At 69.0% G+C, this 16,434-nt stretch carries 15 protein-coding genes and 7 pseudogenes; 11 read left to right on the top strand and 11 right to left on the bottom strand.

The window, feature by feature from the left end; genetic code table 11:
* Positions 1-45: 45 nt before the first annotated feature.
* Positions 46-561 (top strand): AraC family ligand binding domain-containing protein, encoded by a 516-nt coding sequence (locus BT364_RS25985; protein ID WP_079179645.1) that lies wholly within the window; start codon positions 46-48, stop codon positions 559-561.
* A gap of 17 nt (positions 562-578) precedes the next feature.
* Entirely contained in the window at positions 579-1,037 is a 459-nt protein-coding gene (locus tag BT364_RS25980; protein WP_072487657.1) for a hypothetical protein, read from the top strand.
* Between the two features lie 551 nt (positions 1,038-1,588).
* Here BT364_RS25980 and BT364_RS25975 read toward each other — a convergent pair.
* The 4 genes and pseudogenes from BT364_RS25975 to BT364_RS25965 form a co-directional block, all read right to left on the bottom strand.
* Positions 1,589-1,891 (bottom strand): annotated as a pseudogene (locus BT364_RS25975) (VOC family protein); the annotation flags it as partial.
* Positions 1,892-2,109: 218 nt separating this feature from the next.
* Positions 2,110-2,253, bottom strand: a pseudogene (locus BT364_RS44320) (IS5-like element IS4811 family transposase); the annotation flags it as partial.
* A 258-nt stretch (positions 2,254-2,511) separates the two neighbouring features.
* Positions 2,512-2,730, bottom strand: a pseudogene (locus tag BT364_RS25970) (Ku protein); the annotation flags it as partial.
* Positions 2,731-2,772: 42 nt separating this feature from the next.
* Complete coding sequence (locus BT364_RS25965; protein ID WP_072487656.1) at positions 2,773-4,305, bottom strand: amidohydrolase family protein; 1,533 nt, start codon at positions 4,303-4,305, stop codon at positions 2,773-2,775.
* A 266-nt stretch (positions 4,306-4,571) separates the two neighbouring features.
* On the opposite strand from BT364_RS25965, the pseudogene BT364_RS25960 reads away from it, so the two are divergent.
* The 4 genes and pseudogenes from BT364_RS25960 to BT364_RS41705 all read left to right on the top strand — a co-directional run.
* A pseudogene (locus BT364_RS25960) lies at positions 4,572-5,096 on the top strand (molybdopterin cofactor-binding domain-containing protein); the annotation flags it as partial.
* Positions 5,097-5,266: 170 nt separating this feature from the next.
* On the top strand, positions 5,267-6,541 hold the full coding sequence (locus BT364_RS25955; RefSeq protein ID WP_072487655.1) for an APC family permease: 1,275 nt from the start codon (positions 5,267-5,269) through the stop codon (positions 6,539-6,541).
* A gap of 37 nt (positions 6,542-6,578) precedes the next feature.
* Positions 6,579-6,881, top strand: a pseudogene (locus BT364_RS39355) (GNAT family N-acetyltransferase); the annotation flags it as partial.
* A 115-nt stretch (positions 6,882-6,996) separates the two neighbouring features.
* A complete protein-coding gene (locus BT364_RS41705) occupies positions 6,997-7,167 on the top strand; it encodes a hypothetical protein (protein ID WP_177328226.1) in 171 nt (56 codons plus the stop codon).
* Here BT364_RS41705 and BT364_RS25940 read toward each other — a convergent pair.
* Positions 7,152-7,760, bottom strand: a complete 609-nt coding sequence (locus tag BT364_RS25940) for a TetR/AcrR family transcriptional regulator (protein ID WP_072487653.1) — start codon at positions 7,758-7,760, stop codon at positions 7,152-7,154. The genes BT364_RS41705 and BT364_RS25940 overlap by 16 nt on opposite strands.
* Before the next feature lie 46 nt (positions 7,761-7,806).
* Between BT364_RS25940 and BT364_RS25935 the strand changes: the two genes are divergently transcribed.
* Positions 7,807-8,271 (top strand): SRPBCC family protein, encoded by a 465-nt coding sequence (locus BT364_RS25935; protein WP_072487751.1) that lies wholly within the window; start codon positions 7,807-7,809, stop codon positions 8,269-8,271.
* Between the two features lie 354 nt (positions 8,272-8,625).
* Here the strand turns inward: BT364_RS25935 and BT364_RS25930 are convergent, their stop codons facing one another.
* Positions 8,626-9,840 (bottom strand): beta-ketoacyl-[acyl-carrier-protein] synthase family protein, encoded by a 1,215-nt coding sequence (locus BT364_RS25930; RefSeq protein WP_256260224.1) that lies wholly within the window; start codon positions 9,838-9,840, stop codon positions 8,626-8,628.
* Positions 9,841-10,010: 170 nt separating this feature from the next.
* On the opposite strand from BT364_RS25930, the pseudogene BT364_RS25925 reads away from it, so the two are divergent.
* Positions 10,011-10,277: pseudogene (locus tag BT364_RS25925) on the top strand (helix-turn-helix domain-containing protein); the annotation flags it as partial.
* A 28-nt stretch (positions 10,278-10,305) separates the two neighbouring features.
* Here the strand turns inward: BT364_RS25925 and BT364_RS25920 are convergent.
* The 4 genes from BT364_RS25920 to BT364_RS25905 all read right to left on the bottom strand — a co-directional run bounded on the left by BT364_RS25920 (position 10,306) and on the right by BT364_RS25905 (position 12,853).
* Positions 10,306-10,503 (bottom strand): hypothetical protein, encoded by a 198-nt coding sequence (locus BT364_RS25920; protein WP_072487652.1) that lies wholly within the window; start codon positions 10,501-10,503, stop codon positions 10,306-10,308.
* Between the two features lie 10 nt (positions 10,504-10,513).
* Positions 10,514-10,786 carry a hypothetical protein gene (locus tag BT364_RS25915; RefSeq protein WP_072487651.1) on the bottom strand — a complete coding sequence of 91 codons (273 nt, stop codon included), beginning with the start codon at positions 10,784-10,786 and terminating at the stop codon, positions 10,514-10,516.
* Positions 10,787-10,883: 97 nt separating this feature from the next.
* Entirely contained in the window at positions 10,884-11,747 is an 864-nt protein-coding gene (locus BT364_RS25910; protein ID WP_072487650.1) for a DUF3592 domain-containing protein, read from the bottom strand.
* A gap of 23 nt (positions 11,748-11,770) precedes the next feature.
* A complete protein-coding gene (locus tag BT364_RS25905) occupies positions 11,771-12,853 on the bottom strand; it encodes a hypothetical protein (RefSeq protein WP_072487649.1) in 1,083 nt (360 codons plus the stop codon).
* A 45-nt stretch (positions 12,854-12,898) separates the two neighbouring features.
* Between BT364_RS25905 and BT364_RS25900 the strand changes: the two genes are divergently transcribed.
* From BT364_RS25900 to BT364_RS41700, 3 genes and pseudogenes are all read left to right on the top strand, one after another.
* A complete protein-coding gene (locus BT364_RS25900) occupies positions 12,899-13,207 on the top strand; it encodes a DUF4145 domain-containing protein (RefSeq protein WP_072487648.1) in 309 nt (102 codons plus the stop codon).
* Positions 13,208-13,595: 388 nt separating this feature from the next.
* Positions 13,596-14,474, top strand: a complete 879-nt coding sequence (locus BT364_RS25895; protein WP_072487647.1) for a hypothetical protein — start codon at positions 13,596-13,598, stop codon at positions 14,472-14,474.
* Positions 14,475-14,496: 22 nt separating this feature from the next.
* A pseudogene (locus BT364_RS41700) lies at positions 14,497-14,709 on the top strand (hypothetical protein); the annotation flags it as partial.
* A 403-nt stretch (positions 14,710-15,112) separates the two neighbouring features.
* Here the strand turns inward: BT364_RS41700 and BT364_RS25885 are convergent.
* On the bottom strand, positions 15,113-15,790 hold the full coding sequence (locus BT364_RS25885) for a GAP family protein (RefSeq protein WP_072487646.1): 678 nt from the start codon (positions 15,788-15,790) through the stop codon (positions 15,113-15,115).
* Positions 15,791-16,434 lie beyond the last annotated feature (644 nt).

The raw sequence follows: 16,434 nt of genomic DNA, 5'->3' as shown, positions 1-16,434 counted from the left end.
TGGAGGCGCGTGGGGGCTTGAACGCTCGTGCGGCACGATTGGAACATGACGTCTGCCGGAGAACGCGCCGCCTACTGGCGGGTTCCCGGATTTGCGCTGGAGGCCATGGACGCCCGCTGCGAGCAGTACGCGTACCCGGTGCACGCCCATGACACGTACTCCTTCGGCATCACCGACGACGGTGCACAGTCGTCCATGTGCGGGGGAGAGCGGCACGTCGGCGCGGCCGGACTGGTCGTGGCATTCAATCCGGACGAACGCCACGACGGACAGTCGGCTGTCCACCACGGGTGCCGCTACCGGATGCCGCACCTCGGTGAGGATCTCGTCCGGGAGGGTTCACCCGCGCCTACGGCACCACCTCGGCTGCCTACCGGGCGGCGCTCCGGCAAGGGGCCTGACTCCGCGCCGCGTGGGTCACTGCCGCGACGGCCGGAGAGACTTGACCCGGGGACCGGACAACATCACGGGGCCCGGGGGGCGGGCGCGGCCGCCGGGGGCTGCTGGATCCCCCCTCTGCGCCTACCGCTAGAGTGCGATGCTTGTTCGATTCGCCGCTAGGCGGAGGGGGAGAGGTCATGAGCGCGCAACTGAGAGAAACCGCAGGTGAGTTGGCGGAGATCTTATGGCGGGAACACACCGTGTACCGGGAGCGGTCCGGCGGTGTGGTCATCCGGGGTGAGCATGTACGGCGGTGGATCAGCCTTGCTCCGGCGGGCGGCCGGGACGAGGTCCTTGTACGCGCGGGGCGCATCCTGGACGGCGGCACCACCGCTCCGGCGCGTTCGGAGGCCGTGGTTTCCCTCTCCGCGAGTACAGGTGTGCTCGCCGCGACCTGCCGTCGCCTGCTCGCCGAGGCGGCAGCCGATGCGGCGCCGGTCGGGCCGCGGGCGGCGCCTGGCCGGTCCAATCGCTCCGGGAAGGCCGTGCGGCCCAAATGCCGTGGGAAACACACCAGTTTCGGTTCATGGGTGATCCTTGCCTGCCTCACCGGCGTGGTCGCCCTGTACGTCTACAGCACTGCGATGTACGGATAGGCACTTTTTCTCGGTTTCATTCGGGACTCAGCTCATGACGCCCTCACTGCACCATGGCCGGCAGGCCGTCACATCTCGCCGCCGCGACGGGCTCGCGCCGCCCTGCGCGATGCACTTGCCGCAGGCCAACCTGTCAGCGTCTCCGGCATCGCCCGCGGAGCCGGCCCGGACCGCAACTTCTTCTGTCGCCACGGCGATCTGCTCCAGGGAATCCAAGCCCGCCGTAGCGCAGCCACAGGCCGACGGCGGGCATGAAGTCACTACCGCGTCGCTGCAGGCAGACCTCGCAAACGCCAACGATCACAACAGCCGAATCGCCGGCGAGAATCGGGCTTCGGGGGCCCCACCAACATCCATGCACTCCGGGAGCGGATCACTCAGCTCGAACAGCACAACGCGGACATGACCGCTGAGCTGTCCGACTCACCCGGGGCTCGTGACAGTGTCTCTTCCAGCTGGCGGACACCGGGGACGCCGCAGCGCAACCCGCTCAGGGCCATGGTGCATGAGCAGGCAGGGCCTACGTGTCGGGGTGTCGTCAAGGCTCCACGTCAGCGCGGGGCGAGGACGCAGAACTCGTGGCCCTCCGGGTCGGCCAGGCACCTCCATGGGACGTCGCCCTGGCCGAGGTCGAGGTCGGTCGCGCCGAGGGCCCGCAGCCGGGCCACCTCCGCTTCTTGACCGTCACCGGGGTACGGCAGCAGGTCAATATGGACGCGGTCTGGCACGGTCTTCACGCCGGGCGTGCGGAGGAACTCGAGATACGGGCCGACACCCTTGGCGGAGCGCAACACTGCCTGATCGTCAGTCACCTCGTGCAGGGTCCAGTCCATCGCCTCGCCCCAGAACCGGCGCAGGCTGGTCCTCGCCGCCGGCGCCGTGGTGGCCGTCATCGTTGCAGGCGTGTCGGCATATCACTTCGCGCCGGACAGGAGGACCGGCGGAGCGGCAACCGCTGCCGGCGTCTCCGCCGCCCCGGCGCTGCCCGCCGGCTGGCGGTCCTGGCGGACGGACCCCGCGCCGTCAAGCCGGTGTGGGGTCCGGGTGAGGCTGCTGACTGTCAGCGCCAGGACGATGAGTCGCGTTGGGCTTCGCGGGAGGCCGGCAGTCCGTTCCTGCGGGAGCTTCGGCGGGTGATTCGTCTGGTCATAAGGGTGATCGCAGCCCAGGTGATCAGCGACTCGGAGTACTGAATGAGCCGTTCGTAGTCGCGGGCGGCCGCCGAACGGCAACCCGGCACCCGGGGCTTCGCCCTGGACGACGTCCGTGAAGCTCGAGTACGCCCTGCTGGGGCTCCTGGCCCGTCGCCCACCTCCTTCCTGGTGTCGCAGCGGTTCTTGTCCGCGTCGACGGACAGGTGGAAGGAGTCGCGCTCGTACCCGGTGCGGTCCTCAGTAACCGCCGGGAGCCTGTCGATGGCCTCGGCCAGGGACAGGTTGTTGCCATCCGCAGGTGCACCGGGTGCTGCGGACGCCTTGCGCGCCCGGAGCAGCCCGAGCCTCTCGCGGTTGTGCCACGCGAACTTCGCGACGGCTGCCTTGTCGGACTGCTCCGGCGCCTTGCGGAGCAAGCTGTAGGGCTTGACTGCGACCTGTCCGTCGATTGCGAGGAAGGATGAGTCGCTGATCCGGATCGGGTCGATGCAGTCGGCGTCGACGAACGCCGTGATCCCGATGGCCTTCGCGGTGGGCAGAAGCGCGGCTGCTGCCGTACCGCGAGTACGGCAGCAGGGCGGTCAGTGGACGCAGATGTGGGGAGCCACGATGCCTGTGACCGGGGGCTCGCTCGCGGCAGCGGCGCGCGCCACGTCGGCCAGCAGACGCAGGCGCTCCGCACGGTCCAGATATCGGCCGTCGACCAGGACGGAGTGGATCCGCTGCGTATGGCGGATGTCGGTGCGCGGGTCCGCGTCCAGGACCAGTAGGTCGGCGCGGTCGGCCGGCAGGCCGAGCATCCGGGCGGGCGCAGTGGTTGCGGCGTGGAGGACGTCCTGTGTGGGCAGTCCCGCCTCGACGAGCAGTTCCAACTCGTGGTGGAGGGAGAAGCCGGGAACCGCGTAGCCGGTGCCGGTGTCGGTGCCCGCGACCAACTGCACACCGGCCCGGTGGAGTTCCGCGACGAGGCGCAGCCGGTGCTCGTAGATTTGGTGGATGCGGGAGGTGTCCCGCGCGGTGCGGCCCGCGGTCAGGGAGGACCAGATGGCGGGCCAGTAGTCGGTCATCCATCCGGGCAGGTACGCGAACTCCGGTGAGTCGGTGGGCAATTGGTCGGTGCGCTCCAGCGAATGGTGGACGGTGAGGGTCGGAACGACGCGGGTGCCGTTGGCGGCGAGCCGGTCGAAGAGGGCGCGGGCACGGCCGACGTCGTACGTCCGCATCGCCTGCCACTCCACCGCGTGCACCTGCCGGAACCAGCTCGCGTAGCGCTCGAAGCTGGTGCCGAGGGTGGGGTCGATACGGACCTTCGCCATGGCCCGCCTGATCTCGGTCTCCCGGTCCGAGGTGGCGAGGAGGAGGGCGTGGAGGTGCTCGATGGACTGCTGCCCGGCGTCGCTCGCGCGGGCGATGGGAAGGGTGTCGGGGCAGTGGCCCGCGTGGCGCAGGCCCTGTCGGCGGGACTCGTCGGCGATTGCCTCGTACGCCTCTGGCGTGAGCCGCGAGTACACCTTGACGAAGTCGGCGCCGCTCGCTTTCGCCTCGCGCACCGCGCGACGCGCGGACGGGGCGTCGGCGACCTCGACGACGCGCTCGCCGGTGTCATTGGCCCACAGCGAGGGCTGCCCGTCGATGATCGAGCTGGCGATCACCCAGCGCGGGCCGAGGAGCTTGCCCGCGCGGACCTTGTCGCGCCACTCGTGGTGGAGGGGGCCGCCCCACATCTCGCGGACCGTGGTCACACCGTTGAGCGGGAAGAGGGGCGGCAGCACGGTCTCGGGCCCTTGGTTGTGGACATGGGACTCGACGAGTCCGCCCATGACGATGTACTTCCCGGTCAGGTCGTACGTCGTCGTCCCGAGGGGAATCGGGACCTCGGCCGAACGGCCCGTACGGATGATGCGGCCGTCGCGTACGAGGACGGTGTGGTCGGTGCCCGCGCCGAGAACGGTGGCGTGGGTGAGGGCGATGGCGCGGCCGGGGTGCTGACCGGGGGCAGCCGTTGCACGGTCCGGAGTCATGCGGGGGACGGCTGTCGCGGGCGGTGCGGCGGGCAGGAGGGCGCCGCCGGTGAGGGCGGCCGAGGCGGCGAGGGCTTCGCGTCGAGTGGGCATGGCACCACTCTGGTCCGAGCCGGAGCCTTGGTCACTGGCTCCAGGCCGTGGGTACGGGGTGTCGGTGGCAACACCATGGGGAGTGGCACCACCACGTGAGCGGGCCCTGCCGACCGGTGAGGCGTGGACTCCGGGGCCTCGGCGGCACTTCTCGCCGAAATGCAACACCAAGCGGCTTCGACCCGGTTCGGAGGGGGGTTCGCAGCCGAGGACCCCGGTAGGCACTGAGGTCCTCGGCCGCGGGCAGGCCGGTCGGATCACGCGACGGACGACTGACGCTCAAGGATCTGTACACAGCCGCACAGGCCGTCGGGGTCGGCTTCGCCGCTGAAAGGCACTTCGGCGGCATCCCGTGCTCGGACGCCTTCAACACGCGCCGGTTCCGGATCGCCGTGGACCCCGACGCCGGGGGGATCCGCATCCTGCGCTGCGGGCACGCCGCCGACGCGGGCAACGTCATGAACCCGATGCAGTGCCGCAGCCAGGTCGAGGGAGGCGTTGCCCAGGCGTTGGGCGCCACCCTCTTCGAGAACGTCCGCATCGGCGAGCGGGGCGAGGCCGGGACGGCTGCCTTCCGCCGCCACCGGCTACCTCGGTACGCCGACATCCCGCGTACTGAGGTCCACTTCATGGAGACGGCCGACGCCATCGGGCCACTCGGCGCCAAGCCGATGAGCGAGAGCCCCTTCGATCCGGCCGCTCCAGCCCTCGCCAACGCACTCCGGGATGCGACAGGTGTCCGATTCACCCAGCTCCCGCTCACTCGCGACCGGGTGGGGCTGGTGCTGTCGGGCCAGAGTGTGAGCAGTCCTCGTAGAGCTCTCCAGGTTCCAGCGGCAGCAGTGTCCGGCCTTGTCGGTGCGGCGCAGGACCGAGGTCATTGCGTGTTCAGGTCGATCCTTTATTGTCTGCGCGGACCGCAGCACCCGTGGGCGGCCACAACCGACAAGGAGAGACGCCGTTGAGCAGCACCACCTCGCCCACGCCCGGGGCCCCGGACGAACTCCAGCGGCGCCTGGGGGTGTCGGACGCGGTGCTGATCGGGCTGGGCTCGATGATCGGCGCCGGGATCTTCGCCTCCCTCGCCCCGGCCGCCCGCGCGGCCGGCTCCGGCCTGCTCATCGGACTCGCCCTGGCAGCGGTCGTCGCGTACTGCAACGCCACATCCTCCGCCCGGCTCGCCGCCCTCTACCCGGCATCCGGCGGCACCTACGTCTACGGACGCGAGCGTCTCGGGGAGTTCTGGGGCCACCTGGCCGGGTGGGCTTTCGTTGTGGGCAAGACCGCCTCGTGTGGGGCGATGGCACTGACCGTCGGCTCCTACGTCTGGCCCGGCCAGGCCCACGCGGTCGCGGTGGCAGCGGTGGTGGCGCTGACCGCGGTGAACTACGCCGGGGTGCAGAAGTCAGCCCTGCTCACCCGGGTCATCGTGGCGGTGGTCCTGGCTGTCCTCGCCGCCGTCGTGGCCGCCTCGCTGACCTCCGCAGCTGTGGACATGGCTCGGCTGGACGTCGGCTCGGACGCCGCCTTCGGCGGTGTCCTGCAGGCGGCGGGCCTGTTGTTCTTCGCGTTCGCCGGGTACGCCCGCATCGCCACCCTGGGCGAGGAGGTCCGCGATCCGGCCCGCACCATTCCCCGTGCCATCCCGGTCGCGCTCGGCATCACCCTCGCCGTCTACGCTGCCGTTGCCGTCTCGGTGCTGCTCGTCCTCGGCCCGGGCGGGCTGGCGGCGGCCACAGCTCCGCTGACGGAGGCGGCCCGGGCGGCGGGGGCCGACTGGCTCGCCCCGGTCGTCCGGGCCGGCGCGGCGGTCGCGGCGCTCGGCTCGCTGCTCGCCCTGATCCTCGGTGTCTCGCGCACCACTCTGGCCATGGCCCGTGACCACCACCTGCCCCACGCCCTGGCCACCGTGCACCCGAAGTTCAAGGTCCCGCACCGCGCCGAACTCCTCGTCGGCGCCGTCGTCGCCATCGTGGCCGGGACCGCGGACGTCCGCGGGGCGATCGGCTTCTCCTCCTTCGGCGTCCTGGCCTACTACGCCGTCGCCAACGCCTCTGCCTTCACACTCACCCCGGCCGAGGGCCGCCCCGCCCGGATCATCCCCGTGGCGGGCCTCGCCGGCTGCCTCGTCCTCGCCTTCGCCCTGCCGCTCTCCTCCGTCGTCACCGGGGCCGCAGCGCTCGCCGTCGGCGCCGCCGCATTCGCAGTCCGTCGGGCACTGGCCCGACGGACGTAGCCACCGCCCGCGCCGTCGACGAGGTGACCCGGGATCCAGCCGAGGCGAGCTGGGGCACCGGCTACTCAAGCGCTACTGGCGCAGGGGACTCGCCAAGGAGGGCTCGCGCGAGGTGCTTCGCTACGGGTTCGAGGATCTCGGGCTGACCCGGATCCCGGCCATGGCGGCCGCTGCGAATGAGGCCTTCCGAGCGACGATGGTCTCTGTCGGACTGCAGCACGTACGAGACTTCACCGCGGACCCCAGCCATTTCCCACCGGGCACCGACCTTCGGGGTGTGGAGTACGACGTCACCCGAGAGCAGTGGAAGGCCGAGAACCAGACGAGTCATTCCTCATGACGGCGGGGCGCCTGGGAACGCACTCGCGGTCACGGGTATCAGGACTGTCACCACGTTTGCAGAGCGTGTGCAGCAGCTACTGCTCCGGTTCGGCGCGATCGCTACCATCGACGGGATGGACAGCGATGCAATCACCGAACTGCGCCTTCGGGATGCGCCCACGATCGAGCACATCGACTTCGAAGCGCTCGATGCATACCGCTTCACGGACGGCGGAGGGTTTCCCGCTTCGTATCGCGCGTTCGTTCGCCACGCTGGATGGGGACTCCGTCACTTCGAGCCGTAGTACAGCCGGAGGAACTCCTCCATAGCCGCGTCGACGCCGGCGCGGTCACCGGTGGCGAGCAGGTCGAGCAGCAGGCCGCGGACGGTGGCGAGTCCCAGCCTGGCGCGGTTCCGGGCCATGGCAGGGTCCGCACCTGCGGCGACCTCGGCGGCCACGAGCGGCTCCAGCCAGTTGTTCACGAACCCTTCGAGGGCCGGGGCGGCCTCGGGGCGGCCCCGCAGGGCGTTCCCGTAGATTTCGAAGAAGAGCCGCTCCTGACTGGCCAGTCGAGGGTCCGTCAGCTGCTGCCAGAGGAGCCTCGCAGCATCGGAGGGCGAGAGACCGGGTTCCAGGCGGAACCGGGACAGCAGATCACGCTGGCGCCGCTCCGACATCCGGACGATCTCGACGAGCAGCTGTTCCTTGGAGCCGAAATAGTGGATGAGCATGCGGTGACTGACGCCGATCGCGGCGCCCAGGCCGCGCAGGCTCAGGTCCGCGAAGCCGTGTGCCGCGACGTAGTCGACGGCCGCGTTCACCAGTTGAGAGCGCCGGTCTACGTCTGTGCCGGGCGCGGCCTTGCCCTCAGGATGCGAGCCGTCTGTATTCACCACGTCGCGAGTGTACCAATTGGTACACACCCTGTGTACCGTGTGGTACATGAAGTCTGTCACCGTGTCGATCGACGTACCGCAGACGCCCGAGCAGGTCTACGACTTCCTTGATGTCATGGCTCACCACGAGCGATTCACCAACCACTACCTGACCGACTGGCACTACAGCGGCCCCGGCCGAGGCATCGGATCGTGCGCCACGGTCACAGCCGCGCTGGGCGGCACGAAGACCGACGTCACCATCGAGGTCGTCGAGGCCGACCCGCCGTGGCGCATCGTCGAACGGAACGTCAGCGCGGCCGGCCGACGCCTGGCCCACGGCGCCTACACCATCGAACCGCTGCGGACCGCCGGAAGTCACTTGTCGTTCACGTACGCCTGGGCGCGCGCCCCGCTCGCCGACCGCCTGCTGGCGCCCGTCGTTCGGGCCACGATGCGGCGCGCCAACCGTACGGTCATGCGACGCCTGGCCACCGAGTTGGTTCGCCACGTATCCACTGCCGGATCCTGATGTCGGTACGTGTCGGTCCTTCTGCCCGGCACAGGACCCGAGGCCCAGGGCGTTTCTGCTCGCACCCGGGAACGGACTGCCCAAGCAGGCGCTTCGTTCATACGGCGGGAAGGTCGGGCGGGGCGGCTCCGCGTTCTGCCTGGGCGAGCGCGACCCGGCTGCCATTTTACTGGTGGCTGGAACACGTCCTGGCCGCCGCCAGTTCCGGCGCGCTTGTTGTTGAGGTTGAACTCGTGATGTCGTGACCGGCCTGATGGTCAGGTCGGTCTGAGGAACGACACGACATCACGAGAGTGGGCCGCAACCGGGCCTGAAGGGCCCATGCCGCCCAGCGTGGCGGTCAAGGTCTCGTCGTCACTTGGTGAAGACGAGGCTGACGTTGTGTCCGCCGAACCCGAACGAGTTGGCCAGCGCAGCAGACCACTGACCGGCGCGTCGCTCACCGCGCACCACGTCCAGTTCCACGCGAGGGTCGAGTTCGTCGAGGTTGCGCGTGGCCGGCACCGTGCCGTCCTTGAGCGCGAACAGGGCGGCCATAGCGCCAACCGTTCCGGATGCGCCCATCATGTGACCTGTCATCGACTTCGTCGCCGTCACCGCAGCGTGGCTGCCGATCACTCGGCCGATCGCCTCGGCCTCCGCCAGGTCACCGGAGTCCGTCGAGGTGGCGTGGGCGTGGACGACCCCAATGTCCGCCGGGGCCAGGCCGGCGTCGCGCAGCGCCAGTTCCATGGTGAAGGCCTGGCCTTCCGCGTCGGAGGCCGTGATGTGGTTCGCGCTCGAACTCACGGCACTGCCTGCCAGCGTGCCGTAGGCACGTGCGCCACGGGCCCGGGCGAACCCGGTGCGTTCAAGCACCATCATCCCCGCGCCCTCGCCCATAACGAACCCGGACCGCTTGACGTCGAACGGGCGGGACACGGTCTCTGGGTCCACGGACTGCGTCGACAGGGCCTTCATCTGGGCGAATGCCGCGATAGTGAAGGGGTGCAGGCATGCCTCCACCCCACCTGCGACGACCACGTCCGCCCGCCCGCTGCGGATCAGGTCCTGCCCCAGGGCGAGTGCCTCCGCCCCGGACGCACAGGCACTCACCGGAGTCCTGGCGCCTCCCTTCGCGCCCAGGTCCATGCTCACCCAAGCAGCCGGCCCGTTGGGCATCAGCATGGGTACCGCGAATGGCGACAGCCGGCGAATCCCGGCGCGTTCGAAGACGTCGTCCTGCCCCAGCGTGGTGAGGACACCGCCGGTCCCAGTACCAATGACGACGGCGAGTCGATCCGGCTCGACCTGCGGAGCACCGGCGTCCTGCCAAGCTTCGCGCGCACTGAGGATGGCGACCTGCTCGCCGCGGTCCAGCCTCCTGGCCTCGGCCCTCGGAAGCAGGGAGGCGGGGTCCACCGTCAGCCCGGCCGCAACGTGCACGGGCAGGTCCGCGGCCCACTCCTCCTCCAGGAAACGTACCCCCGACTTACCGTCCAGCAGCCCCGACCACGACGACGGTGCATCCGCTCCCAGTGGCGTCATCGCACCGACGCCCGTCACCAGCACGCGACCGTTACGGGTCACACGATCCTCCTTGAATTGTGTAGATGCTACATAGTGCCTGACTTGCCCTCATGGGGATCATGCCAGTGTTCAGAAAGGAAATCAGGGTAGGAGTCGACCGATTCGAGAGCGAGAGATTGTTCTATTCCAACAAGCCGACGGATGGTCAGCTGCTGGGGTATCACCGGGGCATGAGGCATCCACAAGGGGGCGGGTTGACCGCCGAACGGTAGGAGTTCCGCGAGGGTTTACGGCTCCAGGCTGCGGATCGGTTCGCCCTGGGTGAGGCGAGAGCGGTGATTGCAATGGACCTGCGGGTCAGTGTCCGGTCGGTGCAGCGGTGGCGGCGGACATGGAACGAGGGCGGTCCGCAGGCTCTGCGGCCGCGGGGGCCGGTTTCGCTGCCGAGGCTGAGCGAGGCACAGCTCGCGCAGCTGGAGGCAGAGCTGGCCAAGGGACACTCACCTGGTGCGGAGACCCTGCCCTTTACGTGGTAGGGGGAGCGAAGACCGGTGAAATAGCCCGGCGGACCTGCAGCCGGGTCACACCGGCCCTGCGGGTCTCCGCGCGGACCTCGACCCAGTGCGGAGGGGCCCGGTACGACGCGATGACGCGGTTGCGCCGGAACACCTCGAAGATTGCGTGGTCGACCCGCATGTGCACGGTGTCTTGCTCGAAGACCACCGGTTCCCCGTCAGACCACCGGCCGGTCGGCGAGCCGCGACACCTCGGTGAAGTAGGCGCGGAACAACGGCTCGTCGCCGGGCGGCACTTGGAACGCGGGCGAGGTCGAGTGCCGGAAGGCGAGCGGGTCGGTGTTGTAAAGGGCGGCCTGCGGATCGCGTACGACACCGAAGTACAGTGTGCCGGGCCGGTCTGGCTTCTTGTGGTGCAGGGACACCCCGAGCCAGCGCAGCGGGACACGGAACGTGTGCGCCGAGCTGTCCAGGTTGAACAGCTCGAACACCCCCCGGTCCACACGCGCATGCAGGTTCTCGTAGTCGAACGTGAACGGTTCCGTGGGGGAGAAGGTAACCCACCTGGTCCCAAGCCCCTCCTGGGCCTCAGAGCAACACCACTCCGACCACGGCCGTCGCCACGAGCACGACGAACACCAGGACGTTGAACGTCACGTCCCGCTCCTCCGAGCGGTGTTCGGCCGCGCGGTCCAGCGTGAATTCGGCCGGGTCGGCGGGCGTGTAGTGGACCGTCACGGCACGGCCGTATGCGCCGGCGGGGTCCTGAAGGTTCGACGTGCAGTGGGCCGTAACGGCCGTGCCCTCGCGAGTGGTGAACGATACGACCGGGGTGATCGTGGTCCAGGTGTGACCGTCGTCCTGGTCGACGCTGACGTCCTTGAGGACCGCGACGACCCGTCCCGCGACGGTCTCCATCGCAGCCAGCCTCTCGACGCGGCGGTTCTTGGCGCGTACCGCCCCGGGCAGGTGAACGGCGCCGGAGACCGCCCAAGGACCGCCGAGGCCGATCAGCGCCCACGGCCACCCCCACTCGACCGCGGCGAGGACCACCAGCCCGACGTAGACCAGAAAGACCGCGAAACCCGGCCAGCCCAACCCACGACTGGGCTCCTCGGGGACGTTGGAGAACCGGTAGGCGTGCGGTCTGCCCCGCGGGTGACTGACCCCGATCTCCCGGCCCTCCCACGCGGAGGTGATCATCTCGCCGCGCTCACCGTCGTTCGTCACGCTGACCTCCTGACCGGAGGCCGGGTCACGGTAGGAGACGACCACCGATATCCCGCCCACCCGGGACCCGCCGTGCCGCGGCGCCCGCACCCGCTCGATCCGCCCCGTGAGCCGGATTGTCCGCTGCGCCTTCGTCACCCCGGCCAGCGACCGGGCGAACCCGATCACCGCCACCACACCCCACACCCCACACCACAGCACCAGAAACTCGTCCCACCCCATGCGCACTCCTCCTCCCGTTCCGGTCAACTGCCGCTGTGCCGCTGCACTTTGCCCCGCCCATCCGCCTCCAGCGTTCCCGTGCCCCCGTCGCCGGTCACCGTGACCCTGAGTGTGAGCGAGCCGGTGACGCCGTCGGCGGTGAGCTGCCAGCTCTGCGGGGAGTCGACGCCGAGGGTGGTCCTGGCCTCCTCGACCAGCGAGGAGACACGATCGTAGGGCAGGGACCTCGGGTCGAACCCGGCGGTCTTCACACCGGTGGGGGAGAAGACGACCGTCAGCAGGCGGTCCTGCACGACCACGGTGAGTGCCCGGCGCTTGTCCCCGCCCTGCGTCAACGACTCGACGGCCTTGCGCAGTTCACCCTTGTCCAGCATCGACTGGCCCGGACCGAGGGTGACCGTGCCGGTAGCCGACGTCACAGTGGTCGTGGACGACGACGAGGAGGAAACAGACGGCCTTGGGGAGGCGCTGCTCTCGTCGGGGCCGAACAGATCGACGCGGAACAGCAGGAGCACGGCGACCGCGCCGAGCAGCAGGCCGAGGAGCGTGAGCAGACCGCCGGCGCAGCCCGCCGGGGGATCGCTCGTCATGGTCGGACCGGGCGCCGAGTCCAGGCGCGCCCCGGCTGCCCGCTCCTCCCACTGCGGCGTCGGCCGTTTCACGATCCGCACCTTCCACGGCCGGTCCGGCGGATACTCGACCACCACGACCCCGCGCGGCCGGTAGTCGGGCAGCTCGACGAGGTTGACGTCCTGCCGTATCTCGACGCGGAACGCGGGCGCGTCGTCCGGCGCGACGGACAGCTCGAACCGCACCGGCACGTCGCTGGTCTCACCCCCGACGGCCTCCAGATCCTCGATCACCGCGAGCGCCGTACGCGGTACGACCGCCGCCTCCCGGGCCCGGCGCGGCAGAGTGGCGAGGAAGAAGACCAGCCCGCAGACCGCAGGCAGGACCAGCCCCGTGACGATCAGCGGCGCCCTCTCGACTATGCAACCGCCGATGAAGGCGGTCAGCGACGCCCCGATCACCCCGCCCGTCAGGAACCCCAGGGCGAGGTCGGTAGGCGTGTTGTGTGTGGGCGGCGCGCCCGCCGTGATCGTCATGTGGCTGATTGTGCACGTCATGGATGACGGCCGACAGACTTGTGGATGACCTTCGTGGTCACGATGGGATCGCCTCGACCGCCTTCCTCAACCGGTACAGCACACCGCGATCAGTTCCGGGAAGCGGCGATCGCCGAGTGCCACAGTGCCTGCCGGCTGGCTGGTGTGGGATTCCGCGCCGTCGTCGAGGCGATCTGCAAGGACCGTGGCGCGACTGGGAAGAACATCAAGGCCCGCATCGACAACCTCGCACAGGTCGCGAACTTGCCGCAGGACCTGCTCTACGGCCTCCACAAAGCCCGCATCGTCGGCAACGACAGCATCCACGACGGGGTGGCGTACGCCCGCCGATGAGATCGCCGACCCCCGGGGGTTCCTGTCGTCCGTCCGCTGCGGGCCAGCGTGTCAGGGTGATCAGCTGATCTGTCGGCCGAGCTCGGCCAGGGGGCTGGTCGGTGTCCGCTTCCAGCTGTCACCGCTCGTGCCGGACACACACCCGCATGCTTGCGGCCCGCACATCGACGAGCGAGCGGCATTCCTGCCGGCGACGGCCGCTGGCTGCCCGTCCAGCACCGCCGTCTTTACCACTGCCACCGGCCAGTCATCGAGTCGTTGCCCCGCTTCGTAGGTGAACCGGTATTCATCCAGTGCTCATTGACGGTGGTCGTCCGCCGCTGCTGTAATCCACTCGCCCCCGAAAAGCGACGTTTCGCATTGCAGAACAAAGGGAGGGTGGAATCAGATGAAGCTGGGCAGGGTCTCGGCGGTCGCGGCAATCGCGGCCGCGACACTCATCGGGAGTGCGGCGTCTCCCGCAATGGCCGCGACCTGGACACGGACGGCCGACTATCAGCGGTGGACTGGGCTCAATGCGCTGGAGCGCGGGCAGGGAGTGGCGACGGACGGGACGTATTTCTACTATGCCGGACCCGGCGGGATGGTGAAGGCCACCGTCGCCAACGACTCGGAGGTCGCATCATCGGTGGCCCCGATTCCCTGGGAGCTGAGCGGGACGTACGGCAGCGATCACATAGGGGACGTGGAGTACTACGGCGGCTATGTGATCGCGCCGATCGAGGATGGTGACAGTGGCTACCAGCATCCGCTGCTGGCGCTGTACAACGCGAGTGACCTGAGCTACACGGGTCGCTATGTGCAACTGCCCCTTGCGCAGATGCCGGGCGGGGTGCCGTGGGTCGCGGTGGACGCCGCTGCGGGACTGGTCTACACCTCGCCCTGGGATCAGGATGCCGCGCAGGGCACGAACAAACTAGTCGCCTATAGCCTGAATGACCTGCTGAATCTTCCGGCCGGTTCGACGCTTCCTGTGGTGAGGACCGTGACGCTGTCACAGCCCCTGAGTAGGATCCAGGGCGCCGCGATGTGGCAGGGCAAGCTCTATGCGTCCGTGGACGACTCGGCGAAGTCAGTTCACTCGATCGACATCAACTCCGGTCAGGTTGCCTACAAGTTCCATCAGGACGTCGAGTCCGGAGATGAGGTTCAGGGAATCGCCGCCTGGGACTTCGGTCCATCGGGCGGTCAGCTGCACATCGTCAACGTGGGATCGGGTTGGAAGTCGATCTTCCTCTATCTGCAGCACTACACCCAGACAGGCTGAACCGGTACAGCATCAGGAATTCATGGACGAGCAAGATGGTGTCCTAACATGGCGATCGCGCGTTGTGCTGTCCACGGGGCGGGGCAATTGGAGTTGGATTGTTCCGGACGGGCTGTGGGAGATCGCGAAGCCGCTGGTCCCGCCGTCGAGGGTGCGTCCGCAGGGCGGCGGGACGCAGGACACACCTGATGAGACGCTGTTCGCGGCCAGCATCTACGTGCTGGTGAGCGGGTGCCATGTCGTTCTTTCAGGGCAGAGGGCCCAAGCGAATGGACGACATGGCGGTCACGGCATGCGGCAGCGCGTTCCTAGCGATCGCTCTGTCGATGACGAAGAGCAGCGTTTCTCGGGCAGTTCGGGAGGCGCGGACGCCTGACAGCGGGCGGGAGTGTCCACGCGTTCGGACGGCACTCGGCGGTGTCGGCCTGTGCCGTCCGCCGTCGGTATCAAGCGGTCAACGGACAAACATACTGGCTGCGGAGCGGGTGGCACGGTGGTCCGGCTCCACAGCCGACAGGCGGCTCTTGGCCGACGGCGCCTCCCGTGGTCGTCGATATCGAAATCCGGGCTCGGCGGGCGCCTCCCAATGCCATCGAGAAGTGACTTCACAAAGACAAAGACTCGACAGAACGAGCCTGTCAGGAGGTGAGGACGGAGATGCCGTCTCCGAGCAGCTTCAGCCCGAGAACGAAGAACAGGACTGCCATGACGGCGACATTGTGCTGGGCTGCCCAGTCCTTCCAACCGCCGAGCGTCGATTTTGCTCGCTCTCCTCCGAGCAGGAAGACTCCCAAGGGGGCCAGCAGGCCGAGGGTGGCGATCAGGACGAAGATTGCCAGCGATGCGATCTGCTGCCCGACCGGCAGTCCTGCTGAGCCAATCGTGGCGCCCGCGGCGAGGGTCAGCGGGGCGTTCTTGGCGTTGAGTGCGGCCAGGGCCGTTCCGAGTCCGAAGACTTTGACCGGCGTGAGGCGGTCGATCGCGCCCATCCACTTCGGCAGTTGGGCCTGCGAGGGATCCCTGGGGCGCCGGTGCCACTGCCGGGCGCCGAAGAGGACGAGGAGCATGCCCAGAGCGAGCTTGAGAGCTCCTACCCAGGTGGCCGGGTGGTTGTGGGTGGAGGCGCCGGCGGGGGAGGCGATCGTCAGCATCACCGCGCCCAGTACCGACAGTCCCAGGATCCAGCCGACGGTGAAGAGCAGTCCGTTGAGACGTCCCCGAGGCGTGGCGAGGACAAGGATGATCGCGATGATCGGGAGCGGGCTGATCGCGACGCCGGCCGCGAAACCCAGTACGTCACCGAGAACCGTGCCCATGATTGCCTCCAGGTGGGGGTCAGGGTGTGACCGAGTCGAGCAGGGTCAGGCGGGGGTGCATGACCCGACCCGTCTGCATGCGCAGCCACAGGACTGTCGTGGACGCGTCCGGGGCGTGTTGTAAGGGCCCCGGAACTGGGTTGCCACCCTCTCCGTAACCGGTCCTTCCGGAGAGGGATCCTCAGCGGTCAGTACCGTCCGCAGCTCGGCCCCATGTTCCAGCACTGCTGAGTGTTTCGCCGCTCAATCCCGCTCACGGTCCAGCCGGAGCAGCGCCGCGGGTTACGTGGTGGGCTATGTGGCTGCTCCTTCTCGGCCAAGCGGAAGCAGTTGCTCCAGAACGCGACGACGAATTCGGCACGTCCCCATTCCATGGTGCTGCGCCCTTGCGGATCTGTCCTCGGGGGCTTCTTGGAGCGCGCGGGCCTCGGCCTACTCGTTGCCGCGGTGGTGCCCCATAGGGCTCGACACGGGGCCGACAACCGAGAATGCTCCCCCCGGCACCGTGACGGACGGCGGGCGAGGCACACCCCGGACGGCATATCTGGCAAGGACCTAGCCGACCGGAGCGAGGGAGTGGCGAACCGATCAGTCTGGACCCGCAGCGCCGGAGCCCCGCAACATACCCTCCCAGGGTAACTCCA

The organism is Streptomyces atratus, assembly GCF_900119365.1.
GTDB lineage: Bacteria > Actinomycetota > Actinomycetes > Streptomycetales > Streptomycetaceae > Streptomyces > Streptomyces atratus_B.
Note: the sequence above shows the minus strand (reverse complement) of the source record. Positions and strands in the feature narration are given on the sequence as shown.